General features: G+C 72.1%; 25 protein-coding genes and 1 pseudogene. 6 read left to right on the forward strand and 20 right to left on the reverse strand.

Annotated elements, in window-relative coordinates; all coding sequences use genetic code 11:
• Window positions 1–68 precede the first annotated feature (68 nt).
• The 5 genes from AB0B85_RS15445 to AB0B85_RS15465 form a co-directional block, all read right to left on the reverse strand.
• A complete protein-coding gene (locus AB0B85_RS15445) occupies window positions 69–362 on the reverse strand; it encodes a DUF6510 family protein (RefSeq protein ID WP_357407600.1) in 294 nt (97 codons plus the stop codon).
• 24 nt (window positions 363–386) lie between these two features.
• Window positions 387–1,151 carry a ferredoxin reductase gene (locus tag AB0B85_RS15450; protein ID WP_357407658.1) on the reverse strand — a complete coding sequence of 255 codons (765 nt, stop codon included), beginning with the start codon at window positions 1,149–1,151 and terminating at the stop codon, window positions 387–389.
• 7 nt (window positions 1,152–1,158) lie between these two features.
• Complete coding sequence (locus tag AB0B85_RS15455; protein WP_357407602.1) at window positions 1,159–1,758, reverse strand: sulfite oxidase-like oxidoreductase; 600 nt, start codon at window positions 1,756–1,758, stop codon at window positions 1,159–1,161.
• A gap of 75 nt (window positions 1,759–1,833) precedes the next feature.
• Window positions 1,834–2,859: a TerC/Alx family metal homeostasis membrane protein gene (locus AB0B85_RS15460; protein ID WP_357407604.1), complete on the reverse strand. Its 1,026-nt coding sequence runs from the start codon at window positions 2,857–2,859 to the stop codon at window positions 1,834–1,836.
• A gap of 206 nt (window positions 2,860–3,065) precedes the next feature.
• Complete coding sequence (locus AB0B85_RS15465) at window positions 3,066–3,476, reverse strand: DUF2267 domain-containing protein (RefSeq protein ID WP_357407606.1); 411 nt, start codon at window positions 3,474–3,476, stop codon at window positions 3,066–3,068.
• Between the two features lie 156 nt (window positions 3,477–3,632).
• Between AB0B85_RS15465 and AB0B85_RS15470 the strand changes: the two genes are divergently transcribed.
• Window positions 3,633–3,905 carry a DUF2795 domain-containing protein gene (locus AB0B85_RS15470; RefSeq protein WP_357407608.1) on the forward strand — a complete coding sequence of 91 codons (273 nt, stop codon included), beginning with the start codon at window positions 3,633–3,635 and terminating at the stop codon, window positions 3,903–3,905.
• A 42-nt stretch (window positions 3,906–3,947) separates the two neighbouring features.
• Window positions 3,948–4,625: a DUF1345 domain-containing protein gene (locus AB0B85_RS15475; RefSeq protein WP_357407610.1), complete on the forward strand. Its 678-nt coding sequence runs from the start codon at window positions 3,948–3,950 to the stop codon at window positions 4,623–4,625.
• 255 nt (window positions 4,626–4,880) lie between these two features.
• Here AB0B85_RS15475 and AB0B85_RS15480 read toward each other — a convergent pair whose 3' ends face one another.
• The 6 genes from AB0B85_RS15480 to AB0B85_RS15505 all read right to left on the reverse strand — a co-directional run bounded on the left by AB0B85_RS15480 (window position 4,881) and on the right by AB0B85_RS15505 (window position 11,672).
• Window positions 4,881–5,549, reverse strand: coding sequence for a hypothetical protein (locus AB0B85_RS15480; protein ID WP_357407612.1), 669 nt, complete (start codon window positions 5,547–5,549; stop codon window positions 4,881–4,883).
• Between the two features lie 99 nt (window positions 5,550–5,648).
• A complete protein-coding gene (locus tag AB0B85_RS15485; RefSeq protein ID WP_357407614.1) occupies window positions 5,649–6,623 on the reverse strand; it encodes a pirin family protein in 975 nt (324 codons plus the stop codon).
• 169 nt (window positions 6,624–6,792) lie between these two features.
• Complete coding sequence (locus AB0B85_RS15490) at window positions 6,793–7,353, reverse strand: hypothetical protein (RefSeq protein WP_357407616.1); 561 nt, start codon at window positions 7,351–7,353, stop codon at window positions 6,793–6,795.
• 545 nt (window positions 7,354–7,898) lie between these two features.
• Complete coding sequence (locus AB0B85_RS15495) at window positions 7,899–8,528, reverse strand: hypothetical protein (protein ID WP_357407618.1); 630 nt, start codon at window positions 8,526–8,528, stop codon at window positions 7,899–7,901.
• A 13-nt stretch (window positions 8,529–8,541) separates the two neighbouring features.
• On the reverse strand, window positions 8,542–10,326 hold the full coding sequence (locus AB0B85_RS15500; protein WP_357407620.1) for a DUF4012 domain-containing protein: 1,785 nt from the start codon (window positions 10,324–10,326) through the stop codon (window positions 8,542–8,544).
• A gap of 98 nt (window positions 10,327–10,424) precedes the next feature.
• Entirely contained in the window at window positions 10,425–11,672 is a 1,248-nt protein-coding gene (locus AB0B85_RS15505; protein WP_357407622.1) for a glycosyltransferase family 4 protein, read from the reverse strand.
• Between the two features lie 165 nt (window positions 11,673–11,837).
• Between AB0B85_RS15505 and AB0B85_RS15510 the strand changes: the two genes are divergently transcribed.
• Window positions 11,838–12,392: a low molecular weight phosphatase family protein gene (locus tag AB0B85_RS15510; RefSeq protein ID WP_357407624.1), complete on the forward strand. Its 555-nt coding sequence runs from the start codon at window positions 11,838–11,840 to the stop codon at window positions 12,390–12,392.
• Here AB0B85_RS15510 and AB0B85_RS15515 read toward each other — a convergent pair.
• Window positions 12,373–13,836 carry a polysaccharide biosynthesis tyrosine autokinase gene (locus AB0B85_RS15515; protein ID WP_357407626.1) on the reverse strand — a complete coding sequence of 488 codons (1,464 nt, stop codon included), beginning with the start codon at window positions 13,834–13,836 and terminating at the stop codon, window positions 12,373–12,375. The two genes, AB0B85_RS15510 and AB0B85_RS15515, sit on opposite strands and share 20 nt — an antisense overlap.
• Window positions 13,837–14,165: 329 nt before the next feature.
• On the opposite strand from AB0B85_RS15515, the pseudogene AB0B85_RS15520 reads away from it, so the two are divergent.
• Window positions 14,166–14,474: pseudogene (locus tag AB0B85_RS15520) on the forward strand (Na+/H+ antiporter NhaA); the annotation flags it as partial.
• A 345-nt stretch (window positions 14,475–14,819) separates the two neighbouring features.
• Here the strand turns inward: AB0B85_RS15520 and AB0B85_RS15525 are convergent.
• The 8 genes from AB0B85_RS15525 to egtA form a co-directional block, all read right to left on the reverse strand.
• Window positions 14,820–15,017 carry a hypothetical protein gene (locus tag AB0B85_RS15525; protein WP_357407628.1) on the reverse strand — a complete coding sequence of 66 codons (198 nt, stop codon included), beginning with the start codon at window positions 15,015–15,017 and terminating at the stop codon, window positions 14,820–14,822.
• A 2-nt stretch (window positions 15,018–15,019) separates the two neighbouring features.
• Window positions 15,020–15,334, reverse strand: coding sequence for a hypothetical protein (locus AB0B85_RS15530; RefSeq protein ID WP_357407630.1), 315 nt, complete (start codon window positions 15,332–15,334; stop codon window positions 15,020–15,022).
• 5 nt (window positions 15,335–15,339) lie between these two features.
• A complete protein-coding gene (locus AB0B85_RS15535; protein ID WP_357407632.1) occupies window positions 15,340–15,702 on the reverse strand; it encodes a DUF1622 domain-containing protein in 363 nt (120 codons plus the stop codon).
• Between the two features lie 39 nt (window positions 15,703–15,741).
• Complete coding sequence (locus AB0B85_RS15540) at window positions 15,742–16,329, reverse strand: TMEM165/GDT1 family protein (RefSeq protein ID WP_357407634.1); 588 nt, start codon at window positions 16,327–16,329, stop codon at window positions 15,742–15,744.
• Window positions 16,330–16,546: 217 nt separating this feature from the next.
• Window positions 16,547–17,512, reverse strand: coding sequence for an L-histidine N(alpha)-methyltransferase (gene egtD, locus AB0B85_RS15545; protein ID WP_357407636.1), 966 nt, complete (start codon window positions 17,510–17,512; stop codon window positions 16,547–16,549).
• A gap of 48 nt (window positions 17,513–17,560) precedes the next feature.
• A complete protein-coding gene (gene egtC / locus AB0B85_RS15550; RefSeq protein ID WP_357407638.1) occupies window positions 17,561–18,307 on the reverse strand; it encodes an ergothioneine biosynthesis protein EgtC in 747 nt (248 codons plus the stop codon).
• 40 nt (window positions 18,308–18,347) lie between these two features.
• Complete coding sequence (gene egtB, locus AB0B85_RS15555; RefSeq protein WP_357407640.1) at window positions 18,348–19,685, reverse strand: ergothioneine biosynthesis protein EgtB; 1,338 nt, start codon at window positions 19,683–19,685, stop codon at window positions 18,348–18,350.
• A 41-nt stretch (window positions 19,686–19,726) separates the two neighbouring features.
• Entirely contained in the window at window positions 19,727–20,965 is a 1,239-nt protein-coding gene (egtA, locus tag AB0B85_RS15560; RefSeq protein ID WP_357407642.1) for an ergothioneine biosynthesis glutamate--cysteine ligase EgtA, read from the reverse strand.
• Between the two features lie 189 nt (window positions 20,966–21,154).
• Here egtA and AB0B85_RS15565 point away from each other — a divergent pair, with 189 nt between their 5' ends.
• A complete protein-coding gene (locus AB0B85_RS15565; protein WP_357407644.1) occupies window positions 21,155–21,421 on the forward strand; it encodes a hypothetical protein in 267 nt (88 codons plus the stop codon).
• A gap of 48 nt (window positions 21,422–21,469) precedes the next feature.
• A complete protein-coding gene (locus AB0B85_RS15570; protein WP_357407646.1) occupies window positions 21,470–21,682 on the forward strand; it encodes a hypothetical protein in 213 nt (70 codons plus the stop codon).
• Window positions 21,683–21,718: the final 36 nt, after the last annotated feature.

Here is a 21,718-nt window from a genome sequence, read left to right on the forward strand (position 1 = left end):
GAGGCCGCCGACGACCTACCGACACCCCAGCCGCGGGCAAGCCGGGTGGTCGGCGCCGGGCCGGTTTTTCAGAGCGGGCCGGAGAACGGCTGCTGCATCGGCATCGGCACCTGGAGGAACGTCGTGCCGCGCAGGTCCAGCCAGGCCCGATCGGGCCCACGGACCAGTCGCATCATCACCGCCTCGCAGGACGGGCAGCGCGCCACCAGGCCCGGGGCGTGCGAGTAGACGTGCAGGCTGGCCATCGAGCCGGTCGTCCCGCAGTTCTCGCAGCGGCCCATGGCGCTGCTCAGGTCGACGGTCAGCAGCTCGCGCATCGGGCCGTCGAGCATGTTGCCGTCCACGTACGACATCTCGGTCATCGGATCTCCTCGACAGGGCGTGCGTCAGCCGGTGGGGCCGAAGCGTTCGGTCTTGACCCGTCGCGACGGGTGGCCGAGCCCCACCAGCAGGTCGGCCACGGTCTCCACGAACGCGGTCGGGCCACACACGTAGGTGAGCGGTTGCAGGTCCGGTGGCCAGCCGTGCGTGTTGACGTCGGCCAACCCGATCCGGTGCGGCTCGCCACGCCAACCCTCGGGTGCCTGCCGGGTGTAGACGTAGGCGATGTCCAGGCCGAAGTCGTCGCGGACCCGGCGGCGCAGCTCGTCGGCGTAGATCACGTCGACGGGGGTGCGCACCGAGTAGATCAGCCGGAACGGCGCCTTGCTGCCGGCGGCGCGGCGGGCCCTGATCATCGCCATCAACGGCACGATGCCGGAACCACCGGCGACCAACTGCACCGGCGCGGCCTCCTCGGGCCGCCAGATGAACCAGCCACCGAGCGGTCCGCGGACCTCCACCGGATCGCCGTCGCCAAAGACATCGATGAGGTACGGCGACACCTCGCCGTCGTGCACGCGCTGCACTGTCACCTCGATGCGCGGGCCGCCCGGACCGTCCACGACGGGCCCGGCGATGGAGTACGACCGCGCCGCCTGGTAGCCGTCGGACGCGGTCAGTCGCAGGTCGACGTGCTGACCCGGCAGGTGACCCGGCCAGTCCGGCACCTCAAGCACCAGCGTCTGGGCGCTCGGTGTCTCCACCCGGCGCTGCACCAGGCGGCCAACCTGCCAACGGTTGGCCGTGCGGGGCGGGCTGCCCGTCGCCACGGCGCGCTCAGTCACCCTGGTACCGCTGCTCGCGCCACGGGTCACCGTAGTCGTGGTAGCCGGCGGTCTCCCAGAAGCCCGGCTCGTCCATCGTCTTGAGCCGGATGCCGCGCACCCACTTGGCGGACTTCCAGAAGTACAGGTGCGGCACCAGCAGCCGGGCCGGCCCGCCGTGCTCGGCCGGCAGCGGCGCACCGTCGAAGGTGTGCGCCACCCAGGCCCGGCCGCCGCGCAGGTCGTCAAGCGGCAGGTTGGTGGTGTACCCGCCGTAGGAGTGCGCGAGCGCGAAGTGCGCGCCGGTGTCGACACCCTCGAGCAACGTGTCCAGCGAGACGCCCTGCCAGGTGGTGCCGAGCTTGGACCAGCGGGTGACGCAGTGGATGTCCACCTGCGGCGTCTCCTGCGGCAGGGCCATCAACTCCTGCCACGACCAGCGGTGCTCGCTGCCGCTCTCGGCGGTGATGACGAACTCCCAGGTGTCCAGGGACACCCGGGGCGTCGGGCCGGCCGAGAGCACCGGAAAGTCCTCGGTCAGGTACTGGCCGGGCGGCAGGGCCGGCTCCTGCGTTCGGGGCCGGCCCTGGAAGCCCGGTGACACGATTCCCATTGCACAGTCGTACCACCCCGCCGGTGGGGACGGGAGCTTTCCGCCGTACCTCCGGGTTGTCGTGGCCCGGCGCGGTCAGTGCCGTTCCGCGACGACCTGGCGGTCCTCGGGCAGGTCACCGCCCCGAGTGGCGCGCAGGCTGGTCACGGTGACCACCACCAGCACCCCGATGATCACGCCGAGCGAGGCCAGGGTGGGGATCTGCGGCACGCCGGCCCAGATCCCGTGCGCCCAGTGCAGACCGAGCTTGAGGCCGATGAACGCCAGGATGACGGCCAGGCCGTAGCTGAGGTGCACCAGCCGGCTCAGCGCCGCGTGCAGGACGAAGTAGAGCGCCCGCAGGCCGAGCAGGGCGAACGCGTTTGTGGCGAAGACCAGGTACGGGTCCTCGGTGATGCCGTAGACCGCCGGCACCGAGTCGACGGCGAAGACGATGTCGGTGGCCAGCACCGCGACCACCACCAGGGCGAACGGGGTGAGCGCCCGCTTCGCGCCCTGCCGGACGGTCATCCTGGTGCCGTGGTATTCGTCGACCACCGGCATGACCTTGCGCAGCAGTCGCACCGACCGCATCTTGTTGATGTCGACTTCCTGCTGGTGCCCGGACAGGGCGTCGCGCAGCAGCTTCACCGCCGTGGCGACGAGGATGATCGCGAAGAGCAGGAAGGCGAAGTCGAGAGTCTGCAACGCCGCAGCGCCGAGGGCGATGAAGACGGCCCGCAGCACCAACGCGCCGGCGATGCCGTAGAGCAGCACCCGCTGGGCGAGCACGGCCGGCACCGCGAACGCGGCAAGCAGCAGCATGAAGACGAAGAGGTTGTCGACGGAGAGCGACTTCTCCACCAGGTAACCGGTCAGGTATTCCACGCCCTGCTGTGAGCCGTAGCGCGACCAGAGCCAGCCGCCGAACGCCAGCGGCAACGCGATGTAGAACGCCGACCAGCCGATGGCCTCCCGCATGGACACCTCGTGCGGGCGACGGGTGACCAGGAAGTCCAGCACCAGCAGCAGGATCACGCCGATGATCGTGACCGCCCACAGCGTGGGTGTGCCCACCGACGACAGGTCGCTGGCGGCGGACAGGTACGACAATTCGCTCATTGGGGTCTCCTCGAACACCGTCATGTTCGAGGTCTCCTTCACCCATCACCTGATGGGCAACCACCCGAGGCGCGCCGGGCGCGCCGTACTGACCGGAATGGTTCGTGGGAAGTACTCCCCTCGCACGACAAGGTTAGGCCAGGCCGGATCTCCACGCCAAGCGGGACATCAATGGTTGCCCTGGTAAACAGCTGTGTGCGCCCCGGTCAACCCCGGCGCAGCGTCGCCCCCGGCGCCATCGCCGGCTCCACCAGACCCCGGTAGTCACGCGGCAGCTGGGTGACCACATCATCGAACTCACCACCGGTGATCGCCTCCCGCAGGGTGGTGAAGACCGCCCGCGCCGCGTCCCGCGCGGCCGGCTCCCGCACGCCCGCGCGCAACGCCACCCGGGCCACGAACTCGGCCGCCCCGAACCGGTCCGCCTGCTCGGTGCTCGGGCTCGGCTTGAGCACCAGTTGCAGCGGCTGCGGCAGTTGGGCGGCCAGGTCCAGGACCTCACCACCGGTCAGCCGCTCCCCGAACGTCTCCAGAACGGCACGGGTCAACTCGACCGCCCGCTCCGAGGACGTCGCGGTGCGGTGGGAAACCTGATCGACGAAGGTGTCGTAGTTCATCGCGTACTCCCTCGGCTCGCGTCGGCGCCTGCGGGTACCCGCGGCGGGGAGGCGGAAACGGCGCCGGGATTCCTCCGCCGGTCGGGCGTGACCGGCCGGCGGACGGGTAACCGCCGCCGGTCGTGACCACATCGATGCCCCGAGGGAGCCCACGCCATGGCGAGCTACGCCGACGTCCTGCAGTACCTGTCGAGCCTGGACTACCCGGCCGCGAAGGACGACGTGGTCCGCGAGGCCGAACGGGAGGGCGCCCCGCCGGACGTGCTGAAGGCGTTGCGGGCCCTGCCGCCGGTGGACTACGCCAACGACACCGAGGTGGCCCGGTCGGCAGGCATCGAGGCCGCGCCCGAGGTGGGGCCCGCGCAGCGCGCCGAGCAGGCCCGGGACAAGACGCACAACCGGGTCTCGCAGCATCTGCGCGGCATCTGACCCGACGGTGACGGCCACGGCTGCGACACCGGGACGTCGCCGATGACCCAGCCCGGCCCGGCATCCCGACCCTCCCGACCGCCGGACGTAGGCTTCCCGGCAGCGGCGCAACTCGCCGTGGTGGCAGTGGTCGGCGTCATCGCCGGCTGCCTCTTCGCGCTGCTGCTGCCCCTCCCGCTCGCCGCGCTCGCCGGCTGGGACGTGGGCGCGCTGAGTTGGCTCGTGCTGGTCTGGCACAAGCTCTGGCCGATGGACGCCGAGCGGACCGCCCGGCTGGCCGTACACGAGGACCCGAACCGGGCGATCCGCGACGCGCTGCTGCTCGTCGCCTGCCTGGCCAGTCTGCTGGCCGTCGGGCTGGTGGTGGCCAGCGCCCAGAGCGCGCCACCCGGGCTCAGCCGGGAGGCGCACGGCGGCCTCGGCGTACTCAGTGTGGTGCTCTCCTGGTTCGTGGTGCACACCGTGTTCGCCGCCCGGTACGCCCGGATCTACTACACGGGCCCGGACGGCGGGGTGAACTTCAACCAGGCCGAGCCGCCCCGCTACTCCGACTTCGCGTACGTGGCGTTCACCATCGGCACGACGTTCCAGGTCTCCGACACCAACCTGACGAGCAACGAGATGCGTCGCACCGTGCTGCGGCATTCGATGGTGTCGTACCTGTTCGGCGCCTTCATCATCGCGGTGACCGTGAACCTGTTGGCCGGTCTGGCCCGCTGAGTGGGGTGCGCCGGCCCCGGGGTTGGCACGGGGGCGGGCGGAACGAAGGGCCGGGACAGGCGGGCGCCCCTGGTCACGAACCGCGACCCAGGGCGCCACGCAAGCCTGCCCAGGCGGTGAACCGCGTCCGAACCGGTCGCGATCACCAGGCGGTGGATGCCCGCCCGAACCGAGCGGTCAGCACTGCCGGGACCAACCATACGACAGAACATCCTCCGTTTGGTCAGAATTTGGGGAAGTGTGGGCCAGGGCACGTCACTGCCGGCCGGTCACCTCCGCGTACCGGTGCTCCAGGTCGACCCGGGCCAGCGCCCCCACCAGCCAGGCCAGCTGCTCCGACTCGCCGCTGGCCAAGCCGGCCAGGTCGTCCGCCGACCGGCCGAGGCCGAGCCGACGGGCCGCGGCCAATGCCCGGCGGTCGGCGACCGGAGCCACCTCCCGCCACAGCGCCTGCGCCTCGCGGAGAAACAACTCGACGACCTGACCGTCCACGCCCGGAAGCTCGGCCAGAAGCGCCCGCTCCCGGACCGGGTCGTGCCGCGCCACCGCCCGCAAGCGGCGCAGATCACCCCGGTACCGCTCGACCACAGAGCGGGCCAGGTCACCCAACACATCGGCCAGCGCGTCCACGTCGCCCCGCTGGCCACCGGCGCGCAGCACCCGGACCAGGTCCCCGGGCAGCGCACGAGCCAGCCGAGCGGCGCTGTCCCAGCCCTCGTCGCGCAACGCCCGCGCCCCGTCCAACGCCCGCCGGAAGTCACCCCGACGGGCCAGCAGCACCGCCAGGTAGAGCACCTGAAACAGGCTCGCCGGGTTGTTCGTCACCCGAAAGCCGTACTGCTCGGCGAAGCCCCGCCCGCTGCCGGCAAGGCGGCGTGCCAGGCGCTTCCGGTCCGCCACGGGCATGATCAGACTGGTCGGCATGCCGGCGACTACCCCCGCGACCGTCGGTCACACCCGGCGCGCGTGCGCGGGCGTCAGCCGTGGCGCGCGGGCCGGTGGGGCGTCCGCCGTGGGGCGGCGTCAGCCGTGCAGGCCGCCGGAGCGGTCGCGGGCCTTGAGGCGGGTGGTGGGCAGGGCGGGCGCGGGCAGCGGTGGCGCCGCATCGTCGGCGACCACGCCGAACCGTCCGTCCCCAGCCATCCAGTCCGCCCGGGCGGCGGCGATCTCCTCGTGCGAGCGGCCGACGAAGTTCCACCACATCACCAGCGGCTCCTCGAACGGCGCACCGCCCAGCAGCAGCAACCGGGCCCCGGCACCGCCGCGCACCGTCAGCTCGCGGCGGCCGGAGCCCAGATAGAGCAGCTCCCCCGGCTCGAACCCCACCTCGGCGGCCTCGGCGGCGCCGGACATCGCCAGCACTGCGTACTCGAAGTCGGGCCGCAGCGCCAGCGTCGTCGGCGCCTCGCCGTTCAATTCCAGCTGCACGCCGACCAGCGGGGTATGCACCACCGCCGGCGACCGCTGCCCGGCGAACTCGCCGACCAGCAGGGTGAGATCCAGATCGCCGTCGCGCCAGCGCGGCAGGTCGGCGTGGTGCGCGAAGTCTGCCGCCCCGGCCCGCGCCGGATCCGGCAGCGCCACCCACAGCTGCACGCCGTGCATCACCGGCGGGTGGACGGCGGGCGACCGCTCGGAGTGGGCGATGCCGTTTCCCGAGGTCATCACGTTCAGTTGACCGGGCCGGATCGGCTGGACGTTGCCGAGGCTGTCGCGGTGCAGGATCTCACCGTCGAGCAACCACGTCACCGTCTGCAGACCGGTGTGCGGGTGCGGCGGCACCTCCATGCCGGGTCGCTGCGCCACATCGTCCGGGCCGAAATGGTCCACGAAACACCAGGCCCCGACCATCCGACGGACCCGCTGCGGCAACAGCCGCCGCACCGTGGTGTACCGACCCAACGGCACGTCGTGGCCGGGCAACAGCACACTGCCGGGATCCACGTCGGCCACGCCAGGTGGCCGGGTCTGCGCCAGCATTGATTCGGTACGCTCCACCGCCCGACTGTACGCTCACGCCCACACGTCGTCGCAGCGCTTCTCCGTCAACGCCGACCGGGTCACACCGGGCCCGCCCGAGGCACGGTCGACGCCGAGTCCGGAGACGCCGTTGGCCGGCACCCCGTGTTGTGGGGTGCCGGCCAGCGGTCGGGTGGTGCGGTGGGGGTCAGCTGTTCCAGTGCTGGCCGACCAGGTCGGTGGCCTGCTGCTCCCACTGGGCGTACGCGTCCGGGTACGCCGAGACCTGCACGGTCTGCGCGGCGTCGGTCAGCGGCATGTCCTGCCACCGGTCAACCTGCTTCAGGCCCTTGAGGAACGCGGTCGTCGAGTACCCGGGGTCGGTGATCTGCTCCGGCGTACCCCAACCCGAACTCGGGCGCTGCTGGAACAGGCCCAACGAGTCGTGGTCGTTCCTGTCACCGAGGTGACCCAGGTTCTCCAGCTTCGACTCCTGCAGGCTCGTCGCGATCGAGATCACCGCGGCCCGCTCCGGCAGACCCGCCTTCTTCGTCGCGGCAATGATCGCCTTGACGTTCGCGGTCTGCTCACCGTTCAGGTCGATGCGCGACTGGTCGCCCTGCGGCTTCGGCGCACTGGTCTGCACCGCCACAGCGGCGGGCTTGGCATCGACCGGGTTCGCGTGGGCGGCGATCGGACCGGCGAACACACCACCGGCGAACGCCAGACCAGCAACAGACAACACACTCTTACGGAAGATCGTGGTCATGGGGAAAGCTCCTTCGGGGGTAAGGACACCCGCCTGAGGGCAACGGATGTGAGCACCTCGTCCGGCGCTACAAAAAACGGGGGAAAAGTTTGGGGGGTCGGCGGCCTGCGAGCGGGGGGCTCGCGGCGCCGGGGGGGTGTAACGACCCGGGGACCGCTGTCATTCCGGGGGGCGGCCCATCGGCTGGCACCCCCGCGGCGGGGTCGTTCGTGGGGACTGCAACGACCGGGCCTCGGCCCGCATTCCAGCCCCGGGGGGCGGGGCGGCGGGGCGGTGGTGCTGCGATCGTCAGGGTGTGTAACGACCCCGACCCGGCCACGATTCCGGGCCACGGGTGCACCCGGTCACAGCCAGCGGAGCCGGCGGACCCGGACATACCGCCCAGAACGTAACGGCCCGGCACACCGATGCCCCGAAACCCGTATCCCGAACCGGACACCCCCAGCGCCGGGACATCCTCCGCCCACAGAGGCTGGCGCCCGTCGGAGGGTTCCGACGGGCGCCAGCCTCAGGTGCGTACCGGGCCGGGCCCGGTGGGGTGGAGATTAGTGCGCGGCTCCACCGAGGCGCTGGCGGCGACGCCAGGCCAGGGTCAGCAGCAGCATTACCGCTCCGGCGCCGACCAGGCCGCCGCCGAGCTTCATGGGCGTGCCGATGCTGTCACCGGTGACCGGCAGCGGCTGCTTCTTGTGCAGCACCCGCAGCTCGGTGCTGGCGGTACGACCGGACTCCCGGCCGGTGGCGGTGAAGGTCAGCAGACCCGTCACCGACGGCTTGTAGCTCTTGGTGAACCGGCCCTGGGCGTCGGTGTACGCCGTGAAGTGCAGCGGCGCGCTCGCCTGGTAGGCCACCGGGGCCATCGCCACGGTGCTGCCGTCGCTGCGGCGAGCCGGAGCCTGGCCGCCGGCCGGAGCGGCCAGCGGAGCGACCGTCACGGAGATGTCGACTGTCTCGTTCGGGCCGAAGCCGGTGCCGGTCAGCACGACCGTCTCGCCGATGTAGATCGTCGGCCGGTTGACGGTCAGTGAGGCTGCGGCTGGCGGGTACGGCGGCGGCTGGGGCGGGTCAGTGGTCGCGCTGGGCGACGGTTGGGCCGGTGCCGCCCCCGCCGCCGTCGGCACGGCCACCACGGCCAGACCGACCGTGAGCGCCATGATGATGCGGGATAGCCGCATGATTGGTTCCCTCCTACTGGTCACAGCTTGGTGCGGAATGAACTTGGGTGGTCCAGGGGCTGGCGGTGGGGGTCAGCCACAGCTCGGCCTGCCCGACGCCGGTCTTGGCCGTCAGGACGGTGACCTCCAACGCCTTCTCGGCGCCGGGGGCGACGTCGACGCTGGCGGTCGCCACTTGGCGGCGACGTTCGGTGCCGCTGCCAACTGCCGTCTCGGCCCCGTCGAGCCGGGCCTCGAGCACCGCTCCGCCGGCCGGGCTGAAGATCGACACCAAGGTTCGGACGGTGTACGGGTCACCAGCCATGCCGAGGCCGAGCACGGATTCGCTAAGTCCGGACTTCGGCGCCGTTGAGCGCAGGGTCACCCGCAGCCGTAGCTCGCGACGCCCGTCGGGCCGGCATTCGCCGACCGTCAGGTTTGCCGTCGGCCGCAGGTAGTAGCCGAGCTTCGCGCCGCTGCCGTCGTTGAGGAACACGCCGACGGTCGGCACGGTGTCCTGTTCCGGAAGCGTCCCGGCCATCCGGCTCGCACCGAATGTCCGTTGTTCCTCAGGTCGGGCACTCCAGAACAATATCCGGCGTTCAGTGATAGCACGGTCAAATGCGGACAACAACACCCTAGGGTTGACATTCTTCTTGAAGAAGGTGTCGAACACCGCCGCGGCCGACGCCGCGAAGAACTCGTCCTGCTGTCGTAGGCCCAGCCGCTGGTAGCTGTCGTTGAGCAGGGTCTGCACGACCTTCTCGCTGGCCAGCGGGACACCACCGGGCACCAGTACCGGGCCGGTCGCCTTGAGCAGGTACGACAACACCACCGGGTCGATGGCGAGCACACCGTCGACGGTGATGCCCGTCGAGCGCCGGAACATCTCGCGGTACAGCGTGGCGGCGGTCGGGAAGTGCGGCGACAGGTTGACGTCAGCGGGGTAGATGCCCGGAAGGTCGGTCCAGAGCGCCCGGGTCTCGGCCGGCACCTTCAGCGCCGGGGTGAACCGGCCGAGCGAGGCACTACTGCCCTGCTTGCCCATCTTCACCACGCCGTTGTTGGCCTCGATCATCGCGTACGCGCCGAACATGCCTCCGGTGGCGCGCAGCTCGGCGAGGTTCTGCGAGACCAGCAGGTAGCGTCGTGGTCCGTTCGCGCCGAGCAGTGGCGGCAGGAGGCGGGCTCCCTGGTCGGCGGCCGTGGTGAGGCTGGCCAGTCGATCGATCTCGGCGCGCAGGTCGGTCAGTGCCTGCCGGACCTGGCTGACCAGGTGGTCGGCCGGCACCGCAGCCAGGTCTCTGCGGGTCCGCTGCACCGAGTCGTTGACCCCGGTCAGCTCGGTGGACACTGCGGTGAGCCCGGCGAGGTTCAGCCGTCCGCTGGTCGGCACCAGGCTGGTCAGATCCGTACGCAGCAGCGTCGGAAAGGCCTCCCGGGCCAGTTGGTCGATGGCGACGGCGATCCGGCGGACGGCGTCGAGATCGTCGCCCGCGATCGGCGTTCGCTTACCGATTCGCCAACTCGGATCGGCCGTCGCCGACCGAGCGGCGCGGGACTGCTCCTGTAGGGCGGCGAGCGTCCGCTGGGCACGGTCGGTGTCCCCACCCACCACCTGGGCGCTCAGCTCCCGAGCCAGGCCGGCGGCGTTGAGCAGGTGGGTACGCGCCTGCCAACCGCGGAAGCCGATCCAACCGCCGGTCGCCAGCAGCAGCGAGCCGACGACCAGTGCGCCGAGGAGGGCACGACGCAGTCGCGCCCGCCGACGACGCCGGGACCGGCTACGCCGCCGGGTCGGCCGTTCGCTTTCCGTCACACCACACTCCCGTTTCGCAGAACCGGACAGAAGGTCGGTTCCCTGACGTTCTTAGCACGCGTCAGGGAACTTCGTACCGTTATTGGGTTCTTGACCCCTTAAGCGAATTTCCTTCTCAGCTCGCCGGCGGGCTCGCTGACCCGTCCCGCCGCCTCGTGCAGCAGCCGCTCGATCCGGTCCACCCCGGCGGGCAGCGACATCTCCCGCAGGTACGCCGCCCGCCCCCGGCGACCCATCTCGGTACGCGTCGGCGGCGGGATGGTGGCGGCCAGCCAGAACCGGTCGGCCAGCGCCGCCCAGTCCTCCGGTGGGCAGGACAGGCCGGCCCGTACCCGTTCGACAAGCTCGGTGGTGTCGCCGCCGGCCGACGCGACCACCGGTGCGGCGCAGGAGAGCGCCGCCTGCAGCTTGCCGGGCACCGTGCCGCGCAACTCCGGCAGGTCACGCAGCATGACCAGTTGATAGTCGGCGGCGGCGTACAGCTCGGGCATGTCGACCGGCGACCGGCGCTCCACGAAGCGGACGTTGTCCGCGCCCAACTCGGCGGCGAGCCCGCGGACCCGCCGCTCGGCCGACCCGGAACCGACCAGGACCAGGTCAATCGTCCGGTCCAGCGCCGCGGCCGCCCGGACCGCTGTCTCCAGCCCCTGCCGCGGACCGATCGTGCCGGCGTGCATGACCACGCACCGTCCGTCTCGACGGATCAGCTGACGGGCGGCCGCGCCGGGCGTCGCCGGATAGAAGATCCGCTCGTCGGTCCAGTTGAGCACCAGCCGGACCCGGTCCGGTTCGGCGCCGGCGGCGACGACAAGGTCCCGCATCGACGGCGCCGCGACCGCGATCCTCGCGGCGGAGCGGTAGATCCGGGTCATCGCGCTGCCCATCCGCGCCACCCAGCCCCCCTCGCCCGCCTCGTCGACGCCGTCGCGGGTCCAGACGTCCTGGACGTGCAGCACGGTCGGCACCCGTCCGAGCAGCCGCAGCACCCCGGCGGCGGCGAACGTTGTGGCCGGGAGTTGGAAGACGTACAGCGCGTCGAGGTCGTTGAAGTACCGGCGCGCGGCGAGCGTCGCGCTGCCGGCGAAGGAGAGGTAGCTGGCCATCCGGGCGCTCGCGGAGGTGGCGCCCCCCGGGTAGCGGGGCACCCTGCGCACGGTAAGCCGTTCGCTGTGCGTCTCGTGGTGCCACCGCTGTCGCCAGCCCGGATAGACGTGCCCGCCGGGGTAGTCCGGAAACCCGGTGAGCACCCGGACCTCGTGTCCGCGCGCGGCCAACTCCTCGGCGAGGCTGCCGGGGATGAACGCGGGCTCGGGCGGGAAGTGGTAGGACAGAATGCCGATCTTCATTGTGGTGCTCCGATCCGCCGCGAATCGGCGGCGATCGGCGCGGCACCCTGAGCAACGGGTGGACGGCCCGCGTACGATTCCGACAACCCCTCCCCGCGCGGCCGGCACCGACGCACCGTTCGCCCGGTGGGCCCGCGCGCGTCCGCACCGACGAGAGGGGCACCGATGGGTGATCGTGTGTTGTTCGTCTGCCACGCCAACCTGTGCCGGTCACCGATGGCCGAGCACCTGGCCCGTCGGCTGCTGGCCGACCGGCCCGTCACGGTGGCCAGCGCCGGCACCGACGCGCTCGACGGATTGTCGATGCACCCGTACGCCCTGGAGGTGGCGACCGAGAGCGACGCGGCCGCGTCGGCGTTCCGGACCCGGGTTCTGCGACCCGAACACCTCGTCGACGCGACGCTGGTGCTGACCGCCACCCGCCGCCAGCGCTCGATCTGCACCGCGCTGGCGCCGAGCGCCCTACATCGGACGTTCACCCTGCGCCAGTTCGGGCGGCTGGCCGCGGCGGCCGAGCCGCCCGCCGAGCCGGCGGACGACCCGTTGCGGGCGGCGATCGCCGCCGTCGCGCGGGCCCGGGGACAACTGCAACCCGCCGCCCCGGACGCGGACGACCTTCGGGACCCGATCGGCGGTACGTCCGCCGACTTCCGACGCTGCGCCGAGGAGATCGAACGGTCGCTGCGACCCCTCGCCGCGCTCATCGGGGCAGCCGGGTGAGTTCCTGGGTGTGGTCGGCGACGCCGTTGACCCCGGTGGCGGTGTCGCTGTGCCGGCCGGACATCGTCCGCTCCGCCGGTACCGACGCCGGAGGCGTCGTGGCGACCACCCGGTAGGCCTCGTACTGGTACGCCTCGGCCTTGGCCACCTTGGCCATGTTCAGCACGCAGCCGAGCAGGCGGACCGATACCGAGTGCAGTGCGCGGGCCGCCGCGGCCACCTGGGTCCGGGACGTACGGCCCTGCTGGCTCACCAGCAGCGCACCGTCGGCCTGCACGGCCACGACCACGCCGTCGGTCACCGCGAGCAGCGGAGCGGTGTCGATGATCACGATGTCCGCCGACTCCCGCAGCGCCAGCAGCAGGTCCGACATCGCCTTGGAACCGAGCAGTTCGCTCGGGTTCGGTGGGGCCGACCCGCTGGGCAGCACCAGCATCGACTTGTCGCCCCAGCGCTGCACCACGTCGCCGACCTTCACGTCGCCGACGAGCACGTCGGTGAGGCCGACCCCGGCGTCCAGCCCCAGGTACTCGTCGACCTTCGGCCGGCGCAGGTCCGCGTCGACAAGCAACACCCGCCAACCCGCCTCGGCCAGCGCGATGGCTAGGTTGCAGGAGAGCGTGGTCTTGCCCTCGCCCTGCAGCGCGCTGGTCACGGCGATGACCCGGGCCGGCTCGTGGACGTCCACGAAGCGTAGGTTCGTCCGCAGCTTGCGCACCGCCTCGGCGCGGGCCGAGGTCGCCGCGTCGCCGATGATGAGCGGCTCGGAGCGGGCGCTGCTCTCGAACGGGATCTCGCCCAGCAGCGGGCTGCCGGTGGCGCGTTGCAGGCCGGCGGAGTCCCGCAGCCGGACGTCGGCGACGCCGCGCAGGATCGCCAGGCCGACGCCGAGCACCAGGCCGATCAGTCCGCCGAGGGTGAGATTGCGTGCTGGTTGCGGGGAGACCGGGTTGGCGGTGACCCGGGGGCCGCTCACCACCTCGATCTTGATCGGAGCCTTACCCTCGGGTGTCGTCTCGACCTTCTGCACCAGGTCGACGAACTTCGCGGCGAGCGACTCCGACACCCGCAGCGCCCGGGTCTGATCGGTGTCGGTGACCGAGGCACGCAGCAGGACGGTGCCGGTCTCGGTGGAGGTGCTCACCCGGCTACGCACCTCGTCCGCGGTGAGGCCCACCGGGGTCTCGGCCACCACGCTCTGCGCCAGCCGGTCGCTGGTGAGCAGGTCGGCGTACGACTTCACCCGCTGTTGGAGGAAGAGACCACCCTGGTAGGCATCGCTGACGCCGGCGTTGGGGGTGGTGACGAAGAAGGTGACCGAGGCGACGTAGCGGGGTTGTGCCCGTACGGTCAGGAACGCCGAGACACCCAGTGCCACCATGACCGTGACCAGCACGACCCACCAGTGGCGACGCACGTGACGCAATTGGCGGAGCAGGTCCATCAGGAGCGCCTCCGGATCGGTCCGATTACGCCAAAAAACTTCACGAAAACCCCCAAGGTCGTCTGTAACTCGTGAAACCATTAAAGCGGGCTTTACCGCTTATGTCCGGAGTTAGGTAGTTCTGGCGTCGGCAGGTGTGCGCCCCGCATAACCAACCGGGCAGAGGGGCATTCGGCAGCGGCGAGATCGGGGGAAAAGTCGACCGCCGCTCTGATGCCGACCGAACGGCCCCTGCGGTCGGCATCAGGCCGGAACCGGAACCGGGTCGGCAGCGGTGCGCCGGTGAGCCTGGTCGGCGAGTGGATTCCTGCCGTCCGACCGCCCCGGGCAACTCGCCCTGGTCCGACTCGTACACCCGGCCCGGCGGTTGACTGCCCTGGCCCGGCGGTTGCGCCCTGGCCCGGCGGTTGCGCCCTGGCACCTTGATCCGGCCGTGGCCGGTGGGACGACGGCGGACGGCCGGTGGGCGGTCTTCTGCGTGGTGGGTCTGGACTCAAGCGGGAGTTCGTCGCCGGTGGGCTACGCGATCCGCGTCGGCCGCGCTGCCCGTGGTGGCCGCCCTCGGCGGCATGCCGCTGCCGGCGCTGATCCCCCTGGCGGTCGCCGGGACCGGGGGCGGGCCAGGGCTGCGCGGCTGGCCCAGCTCTGCGCCGGGCTGACCGCCGCCACGGTGCGCGGCCGCCGCACCGCCAGGCACCGCCGGCTGGCGCGGTGGGAGCGGCCCGACGGCGACGGCGACGGCGACGGCAACGGCGATCCCGCCGGCAACGGCAACGGCAACGGCGACAGGGAGCCCGGCGGCGATCCAGCCGGCAACGGCAACGGCAACGGCGACAGGGAGCCCGGCGGCGATCCAGCCGGTAACGGCAACGGCGACGGCGATTCCGCCGGCGTGCCCGACGTCTACCAGCGGCCCGTCGGTCGGTGCCAGGTGAGTGGTGGCCGCACGGACCGGCGAACCGCGCACCCGGCGGGCGGCCCGGTCAGCGGCGACGCTCGGCGGGCGGCAGGTCCTCGGTCTCCTCGACAAGCGCCTCCGCGGCCGGTTCGGTGAGGTCGTCGCCCGGGACCGCTATCGCCTCGACGCGATCCTGCTCGTCGGCCTTCCCACCGGGCGGCGGCTCGGGAGCGGTGGCGCCGCCGGCGTAGCCGTACTCGTTCGGTTCGTCGTGCCGACTCATGGTCACCCTCCCGCTTTCCCGGTTTCGCCTCTCACCGCCAACGGTAGGTGCTGATCGTCTCCGCCGCAGCGCGCCGGGGATTGTCGCCCGGACCACGACCGTGCGCTGCCCAGCGCCGCCCCGAGCAGCTGACGCAGGGCGATGATCGCCACCGCGCCGGCCAGCGCGTGCCACCCGGGATCGCCGGCGAGCCGGAGCAGACCGGCGGCGATCAGCAGGTCCAGCAGCACCCGGACGGCGGACCGCAGCGCTCCGGTGCTGAGCGCGGTGACCACGCCGGCGACCAACGCCAGGGCGGTGACCACCGTGATCAGCACTCCCGTCACGGTCGGCTCTCGCCCTCGGCCACCTGCCGCTGCTCCTGACGGATCTCCCGGCCCAGGAAGTAGTTGAGCGCCGTTCGGATCGTCGCGATCGCGGCCAGTTGGCCGATCTGGTTGAACGACGGGGACACCGCCGTGCGCAGGACGTCCGCGGCCAACTGGAATTCGAGCCCGAGGGTGAGGAAGCGGCCCAGCGAGAGCCGGATCGGCGTGAAGCGGGCGGCGGTGCGGTGTCGTAGCCCTTCGACCACGAACCGCACCGCCGCCCAGACCGCCCCGACGAAGATGACAAGCGCGCCGGCCACCTCCACGACGGCAACCAACACCTGGTCGCCCTGGCGCAACAGCTCGGCCGGCTCCACCTCGGGCCGTTACCCGCCCGCCGGCCAGCTAGTCGATGCTCAGGTCAGCTCGTTCACCGCCTCCAGGATCAGCCAGAGACCGGAGATGGCGAACAGGATCGCGGCACCGTACTTGATGGCCTTCTCCGGCAGCCGCCGACCGAGCATCCGGCCGACCAGGATGGCCAGCGCGTCGGCGGCGACCATGCCGACGGTGGAGCCGAGCCAGGTGCCGAACCAGCCGTACTTGGTGGCCAGCGTGATCGTCGCGAGCATCGTCTTGTCGCCCAACTCGGCAAGGAAGAACGCCACCGACACCGCCACGATCGCGGTCTTGCTCGTCTTCTCCGCCTTGCGCTTCTCCTCCTCGGTGAGCTTGTCACCGCGCAGCGTCCACGCGCCGAAGCCGAGGAACGCCACACCGGCCACCAGGGAGATCCAGTCGGTGGGCAGTACCGCACCGAGACCCACGCCGATGGCCACCGACGCCAGGTGCACCACCGCAGTGGCGACAGTGATGCCGATCAACACCGGGATCGGTTTGAACCGCGTGGCGAAGGTGAGCGCCATCAACTGGGACTTGTCCCCCAGTTCGGCGACGAAGATGACGCCGAAGCTGATCACCAGCGCGGCGAAAAATCCCTCCATGACATCCTTCCCGTTCACGCCGGGAGGAGGTACGGGGGCGCCCTCGACCCGGCTGCAACAGCCTGAGTCGAAGGTCTCGCCCGCCCCGGAAAGACCGGGGCCGCGTGGCCGGATGCGGAACGCACCAGTATGTCGACCACGACATTGGGGGCTACTCCCCTTCGCGGCATCAGCCTAGCGGATCACCGCCGGGCCGGGCCCGGGTGGGTGAACCGGCTCACCGTGCCCGCGCCAGCGTGACCCCGAACAGCCCGTCGGGGTCGGTCCAGAACTCCGCAGTGGTGAAGCCCGCGGTGGCCAACTCCTGGGCGATCCCCGCCGGGCGGAACTTCGCCGAGACCTCGGTGCGCAACTCCTCCCCCGCGGCGAAGTCCACGGTCAGGTCCAGCACCCGTACCCGCATCGGCCGGGTCGCCCGCAACCGCATCTCGATCCACTCGTGCGCCGGGTCCCAGCGGGCCACGTGCGCGAACGCCTCCGGGTCGAAATCGGCGCCCAACTCCCGATTGATCACCCGCAGCACGTTGCGGTTGAACTCGGCGGTGACCCCGGCGGCGTCGTCGTACGCGGGCACGATCACCGCCGGATCCTTCACCAGGTCGGTGCCGAGCAGCAGCCAGTCGCCGACCTCCAGCGCGCCGCGCATCGCCGTCAGGAACCCGGACCGCTCGGCGGGCAGCAGGTTGCCGATGGTGCCGCCCAGGAACGCCACAAGCCGACGGCCGCCGGTGGGCAGCCGGTCCAGTTGTCGGGTGAAGTCACCCACGATGCCCCGGACCCGCAGGCGCGGGTAGTCCGCGGCGATCTGGGCCGTGGAACTCGTCAGCGCGCTCACCGACACGTCGAGCGGAACGAACGTGCCCAGCCCGCCGTGCCGGGCGAAGGCGTCAAGCAGCAGCCGGGTCTTCTCCGACGAGCCGGAACCCAACTCGATCAAGGTCTTGGCCCTGGTCAACGCCGCGATGGCGGGAGCGCGCTCGGCCAGCACCGCCCGCTCGGCCCGGGTCGGGTAGTACTCGGGTAGTCGGGTGATCTCCTCGAACAACTCGCTGCCCCGGGCGTCGTAGAACCACTTCGGCGGCAGCCACTTCTGCCCGGCGCTCAGCCCGGCCCGGACGTCGTCGCGCAGGCCGCGCTCCAGGTCGCCCGCCTCGAGGTAGATCTCCAGCGGATCCGCGGTCATCGCATTGCCTCTCTCCTCGAACAACAACTGGTTTTCGACAGGTGCGGCTCACCGGATCGGCAACGGGCGTACCCGCACCTCGCCCGCCGTGGCAGTGACGAGGTGCCCCTCCGGCACCGCCCGCCACCCGGGGTCGTCGTCGTGCGGCTCGGAGGCGAGCAGCACCGAAGCCGGCGTCTCCCGGACCGACAACGCGTGGCCGGCCACGCTGGCGACCGCCCGGCGGCCGTCGGTGAGCAGCAGGTTGAGCCGCGATCCGGGCGCGGCCGCGGCCACCTCCGCCACCGTCCGCCCGACCGCCTCGGCCGGGTCGTCGCCGGCGCGCAGCCGATGCCGCACGAGTGCCCAGAGCAACGCCGAGTCGGTGGCGGCGTCCAGGGTGAGCAGGTCACGCACCGGCAGCCCGGCGGCGAGCGGCACCACAGCGTCCGGCCAGCCGCGGACCACGCCGTTGTGGCTGAACAACCACCGGCCCTCGGCGAACGGCGCGGCGGCGCCGTCGAGCACCGCCATCCCGACGGTGGCCGAGCGCACCGCCGCGAGCAACGCGCCGGTGCGGGTCACCGCCGCGAGCTGGGCGATTGTCGGGTCGCTCCAGATCGGCTGTGCCCGTCGGTAGCGCACCGGCTCACCGTCGCCCGGATACCAACCGACCCCGAACCCGTCGGCGTTGATGGTGCCGCCGCCGCGCATGTCACGCGGTGCCCAGGACTGCCGCACGAGCGAGTGCGCCGGGTCGAACAGCACCTCGGCCAGGGTGACCTGTGGTCCCAGGTAGGCCAGGTGGCGACACATCAGGACGCCGTCCCCGCCGGGCCGCCGGGCGCGCGGTGGCTCACCGGTACGACTCGTCCGGTCGGACGTCGCGGGCGCAGCGGAACCCACTGAAGATCTGTCGGCGGATCGGGTAGTCCCAGTTGCGGAAGGTGCCCCGACAGGCCGATCGGTCGGTGCCGAACGAACCACCGCGCAGCACCCGGTAGTCGTCGCCGAAGAAGACCTCCGAGTATTCGCGGTAGGGGAACGCGGTGAAGCCGGGATGCCCGTCGAACGTGGTCGAGGTCCACTCCCAGACGTCGCCGATGAGCTGGTGCACACCCAACGGCGAGGCACCACCGGGGTACGCGCCCACCGGCGCCGGCCGCAGATGACGCTGGTCGAGGTTGGCGTGGGCCTCGGTGGGGTCGTCATCCCCCCACGGATAGCGGCGGGACCGCCCGGTCGCCGGGTCCCACCGGGCCGCCTTCTCCCACTCCGCCTCGGTCGGCAGCCGCTTGCCGGCCCAGGCCGCGTACGCCTGCGCCTCGTAGAAGCACACGTGCACCACCGGCTCGTCGGCACGGACCCGGCTCCACCTGCCGAAGCGCCGGTAGGACCAGTCAGCACCGTCGCGGCGCCAGTGCATCGGCGCGCTCAGCTGCTCCTGGAGCCGGTGTGCCCAGCCCGCCGCGCTCCACCAGCGCGGATCGGTGTAGCCACCGTCGGCGATGAAGGCCGCGTACTGCCCGTTGGTGACCGGGGCGGCGTCGATGACGTACGCGGGCAGCTCGACCCGGTGTGCCGGGCGCTCGTTGTCGAGCGCCCACGGGTCGGTGTCGGTGCCCATTGTGAACTCGCCGGCCGGCACCAGCACCTCGCCAGCGACCCGGGCGGACGGCTCGGGTGGCGGCGGGGCGTGCAGCACCGCCTGCCCCGACCGCAGCTGGTGGGTGGCGAGCATGGTCTCGTCGTGCTGCTGCTCGTGCTGCACGATCATGCCGAAGGCGAACCCGTCGGCGACCAACGGCCGCTCGGTGAACGCCACCCGCTCGAGCAGGTCGTGCACCTTGTCCCGGACGGTGCCCAGGTAGGCACGCGCCTCGGCGGGCGGCAGCAGCGGCAGCGTGGGACGGTCCCGTCGCGGCTGCTTGAACGCGTCGTACAGCTCGTCGATGTCGCACCGGACCGGCTCGCGGCCCCCGACGTCACGGACCAGCCAGAGCTCCTCCTGATTGCCCACGTGGGCGAGGTCCCAGACCAGCGGCGACATCAGCGGTGAGTGCTGGCGCAGCAGATCCTCGTCGTCGACCACCTCGGTCAGCAACGTCGTGCGAGCCCGGGCCCGCGCCAACTCCCCCGCGATCCGGTCGCGCAGCCGCTCCCCGTCGGGGTGTTCTGTCGTACTCGCGCTCATCACGCTGCCCTTCGCTCGCGGCCCCGGTGCACTCCTCGCGTTCACCTGTCCCGTCCTCTCGTCGCTGCGGCCAACCGCCGTCGTACGCCGCGCTGGATCTCGTCGTGGATGCCGGCCGGCAGGTCCAGCCGGGGCAGGGTGCGCAGCGCCAGGTCGAGCAGCGCCGCCGCGGCGGCGGCCAGCGCGGGATCGGCCAGGCCGTGCCGGGCGGCGGCCGACCAGCGGTGCGCCACCGGCGCGGCGACCTCGTGCGCCGCGCGCACCGTGCCCGGATCGGTGAAGAGGGCGCTGAGCACCGCCAGCGGAAGCCGCCAGCCCCGCTCGGGCTGGGCGTCCAGGTAGCGCAGCTCCAGGTAGCCGCGCGGGCGCACGGGCGGGAAGAGGGTGCTGACGTGGTAGTCGAGGTCGTCGGTGGTGGGCGGGCGGGGCAGCGCGCCGTCCAGCCAGTCGGCGAAGGTCACGCCGGGCGGTGCGGTCCAGTCCGGGCCGTGCCGGCGCAGACAGAGCAGGGGTGCGGCCAGCACGTACCGGATCCAGGTGGCGGTCGGGTCCTCGTCGATGCGGCCGGGCGTCCAGACCGGGCGGGTGCGGGCCGGGTCGATGGCCAACCAGGCGGCCATCCGCGCGGAGGCCCAGCCGGTGCGCCGCCCGGCGTGCCGGTTGGCCGACGCGAACGCCGCGAGCAGTGGCGGCCCGACCGCGTGGGCGGCCGCCCAGCGTGCCGGGACCTGGTCGGGCTCACCGGCGTCGAGGCAGACCTGCAGGCCGGCGGTGCTGTACATCATGGTGCGGCCGGCGGCGCCGTGTCTGTCGAAGGCGCCGCGCATCGCGCGGTAGCGGGGAGTTTCCAGCACCGGGCGGGGCCGTCGGTGTGGGTCGATGCCGCTGCGGCCCAGGATCAGCCCGGCGGCGGCCAGCAGGTCGGTGACCTGGGCGATGTCGGCCTCGGTGGCGAGGATCAAGGCGGTGACCGAGGGGCGGGGCGGGGTGGAGATCTCCAACTGGCCGCCCGGCTCGAGGGTCACCAGGCCGCCGTGTCGCAGCGGCTCGGCCGGGCTTGTCACATCAAGCGTGGCGGGGCTGTGCCGCCCCAGCGCCGCCCGTAGCCGCGTCGGGTCGACGGGGCGGGCGGGATCGGCGGCGTCGTGCACGGTCCATTCCAGTTCGACGCCGGTGAGCGTCGGTGGGCCGGTCTTGAAGCAGATCCGGGCGAGGTGCCGGCTCGCGGCGCCGGACTCGCGCAGGATGGCGCTGCGGTCCAGCTCGGGTGACGTCACCAACGGTCGGGACCCCCCTCCATCTGCCGACTCTGGGACACGGTGCCACCGTAAACCCACCCACCGACACCGTCGGGGCCATGCCAGCGCCACCCACCTCTGTCTAACAGACGCAGTTCCCGCGCAGGGCGGAACGGAAACGCGCCGACCGTTCACCTGGGAGCGCGGTGGCCCGCCGACGGCGGTGGTGCCTTGGGCTTCGCCGGCTCGGACGGCCTGGGTTCGGGCGCCAACCGCTGGCAGTACGCCGCGACCTCGGCGACGCCGCCGGCGGCGGCCACCAACGACTCGAAAGCCGGCGTCCGTAGCGCTGACTCCCGGTGTTCGGGCTTCTTCGCCTGCCAGGAACGGCACAGCCCGGGCAACTGGCCGGCGGGCGGGCCAGGGTTCGACGGCGGGCCCGGCGACGGCGGGCGGGACACCGGCGGGTCCGGCACCGGCGCGCCGGGTGCCGGTTGACCCGGCGACGGCGGGCCGGGCGGCACCGATCGACCGGGCTCGCCAGCGGTGGATGCGCTGCGATCGGGGCTCGACGAGGTCCGCGACGGCGCCGGTGCGACGGGCTCCGGCGTCCGGTCCCGGGTGACCGCGGCGAAGGCGGCGCCGGCCGTGGCGGTGGCCGCCAGCGCGCCGATCCAGGCCACCGCGCCGGTGGTGAGGCGGCGGGACGAGCAGGGTGGCGGCGAGGAAGCCGAAGCTCCACCGTCGAATGTTCACTGAGATCTCACTTCACCAGGATGGACATGGCCCGGCCGC

The sequence above is a fragment of the Micromonospora sp. NPDC049044 genome (assembly GCF_040649215.1).
Taxonomy (GTDB): domain Bacteria; phylum Actinomycetota; class Actinomycetes; order Mycobacteriales; family Micromonosporaceae; genus Micromonospora.

Excerpts from the sequence above, each read along its gene's own strand:
- AB0B85_RS15445 (WP_357407600.1), bottom strand. The coding sequence starts at position 362 with ATGACCGAGATGTCGTACGTGGACGGCAACATGCTCGACGGCCCGATG.
- AB0B85_RS15455 (WP_357407602.1), bottom strand. The coding sequence starts at position 1,758 with ATGGGAATCGTGTCACCGGGCTTCCAGGGCCGGCCCCGAACGCAGGAG.
- AB0B85_RS15460 (WP_357407604.1), bottom strand. The coding sequence starts at position 2,859 with ATGAGCGAATTGTCGTACCTGTCCGCCGCCAGCGACCTGTCGTCGGTG.
- AB0B85_RS15465 (WP_357407606.1), bottom strand. The coding sequence starts at position 3,476 with ATGAACTACGACACCTTCGTCGATCAGGTTTCCCACCGCACCGCGACG.
- AB0B85_RS15470 (WP_357407608.1), top strand. The coding sequence starts at position 3,633 with ATGGCGAGCTACGCCGACGTCCTGCAGTACCTGTCGAGCCTGGACTAC.
- AB0B85_RS15475 (WP_357407610.1), top strand. The coding sequence starts at position 3,948 with ATGACCCAGCCCGGCCCGGCATCCCGACCCTCCCGACCGCCGGACGTA.
- AB0B85_RS15480 (WP_357407612.1), bottom strand. The coding sequence starts at position 5,549 with ATGCCGACCAGTCTGATCATGCCCGTGGCGGACCGGAAGCGCCTGGCA.
- AB0B85_RS15490 (WP_357407616.1), bottom strand. The coding sequence starts at position 7,353 with ATGACCACGATCTTCCGTAAGAGTGTGTTGTCTGTTGCTGGTCTGGCG.
- AB0B85_RS15495 (WP_357407618.1), bottom strand. The coding sequence starts at position 8,528 with ATGCGGCTATCCCGCATCATCATGGCGCTCACGGTCGGTCTGGCCGTG.
- AB0B85_RS15505 (WP_357407622.1), bottom strand. The coding sequence starts at position 11,672 with ATGAAGATCGGCATTCTGTCCTACCACTTCCCGCCCGAGCCCGCGTTC.
- AB0B85_RS15510 (WP_357407624.1), top strand. The coding sequence starts at position 11,838 with ATGGGTGATCGTGTGTTGTTCGTCTGCCACGCCAACCTGTGCCGGTCA.
- AB0B85_RS15515 (WP_357407626.1), bottom strand. The coding sequence starts at position 13,836 with ATGGACCTGCTCCGCCAATTGCGTCACGTGCGTCGCCACTGGTGGGTC.
- AB0B85_RS15525 (WP_357407628.1), bottom strand. The coding sequence starts at position 15,017 with ATGAGTCGGCACGACGAACCGAACGAGTACGGCTACGCCGGCGGCGCC.
- AB0B85_RS15540 (WP_357407634.1), bottom strand. The coding sequence starts at position 16,329 with ATGGAGGGATTTTTCGCCGCGCTGGTGATCAGCTTCGGCGTCATCTTC.
- egtD (WP_357407636.1), bottom strand. The coding sequence starts at position 17,512 with ATGACCGCGGATCCGCTGGAGATCTACCTCGAGGCGGGCGACCTGGAG.
- egtC (WP_357407638.1), bottom strand. The coding sequence starts at position 18,307 with ATGTGTCGCCACCTGGCCTACCTGGGACCACAGGTCACCCTGGCCGAG.
- egtB (WP_357407640.1), bottom strand. The coding sequence starts at position 19,685 with ATGAGCGCGAGTACGACAGAACACCCCGACGGGGAGCGGCTGCGCGAC.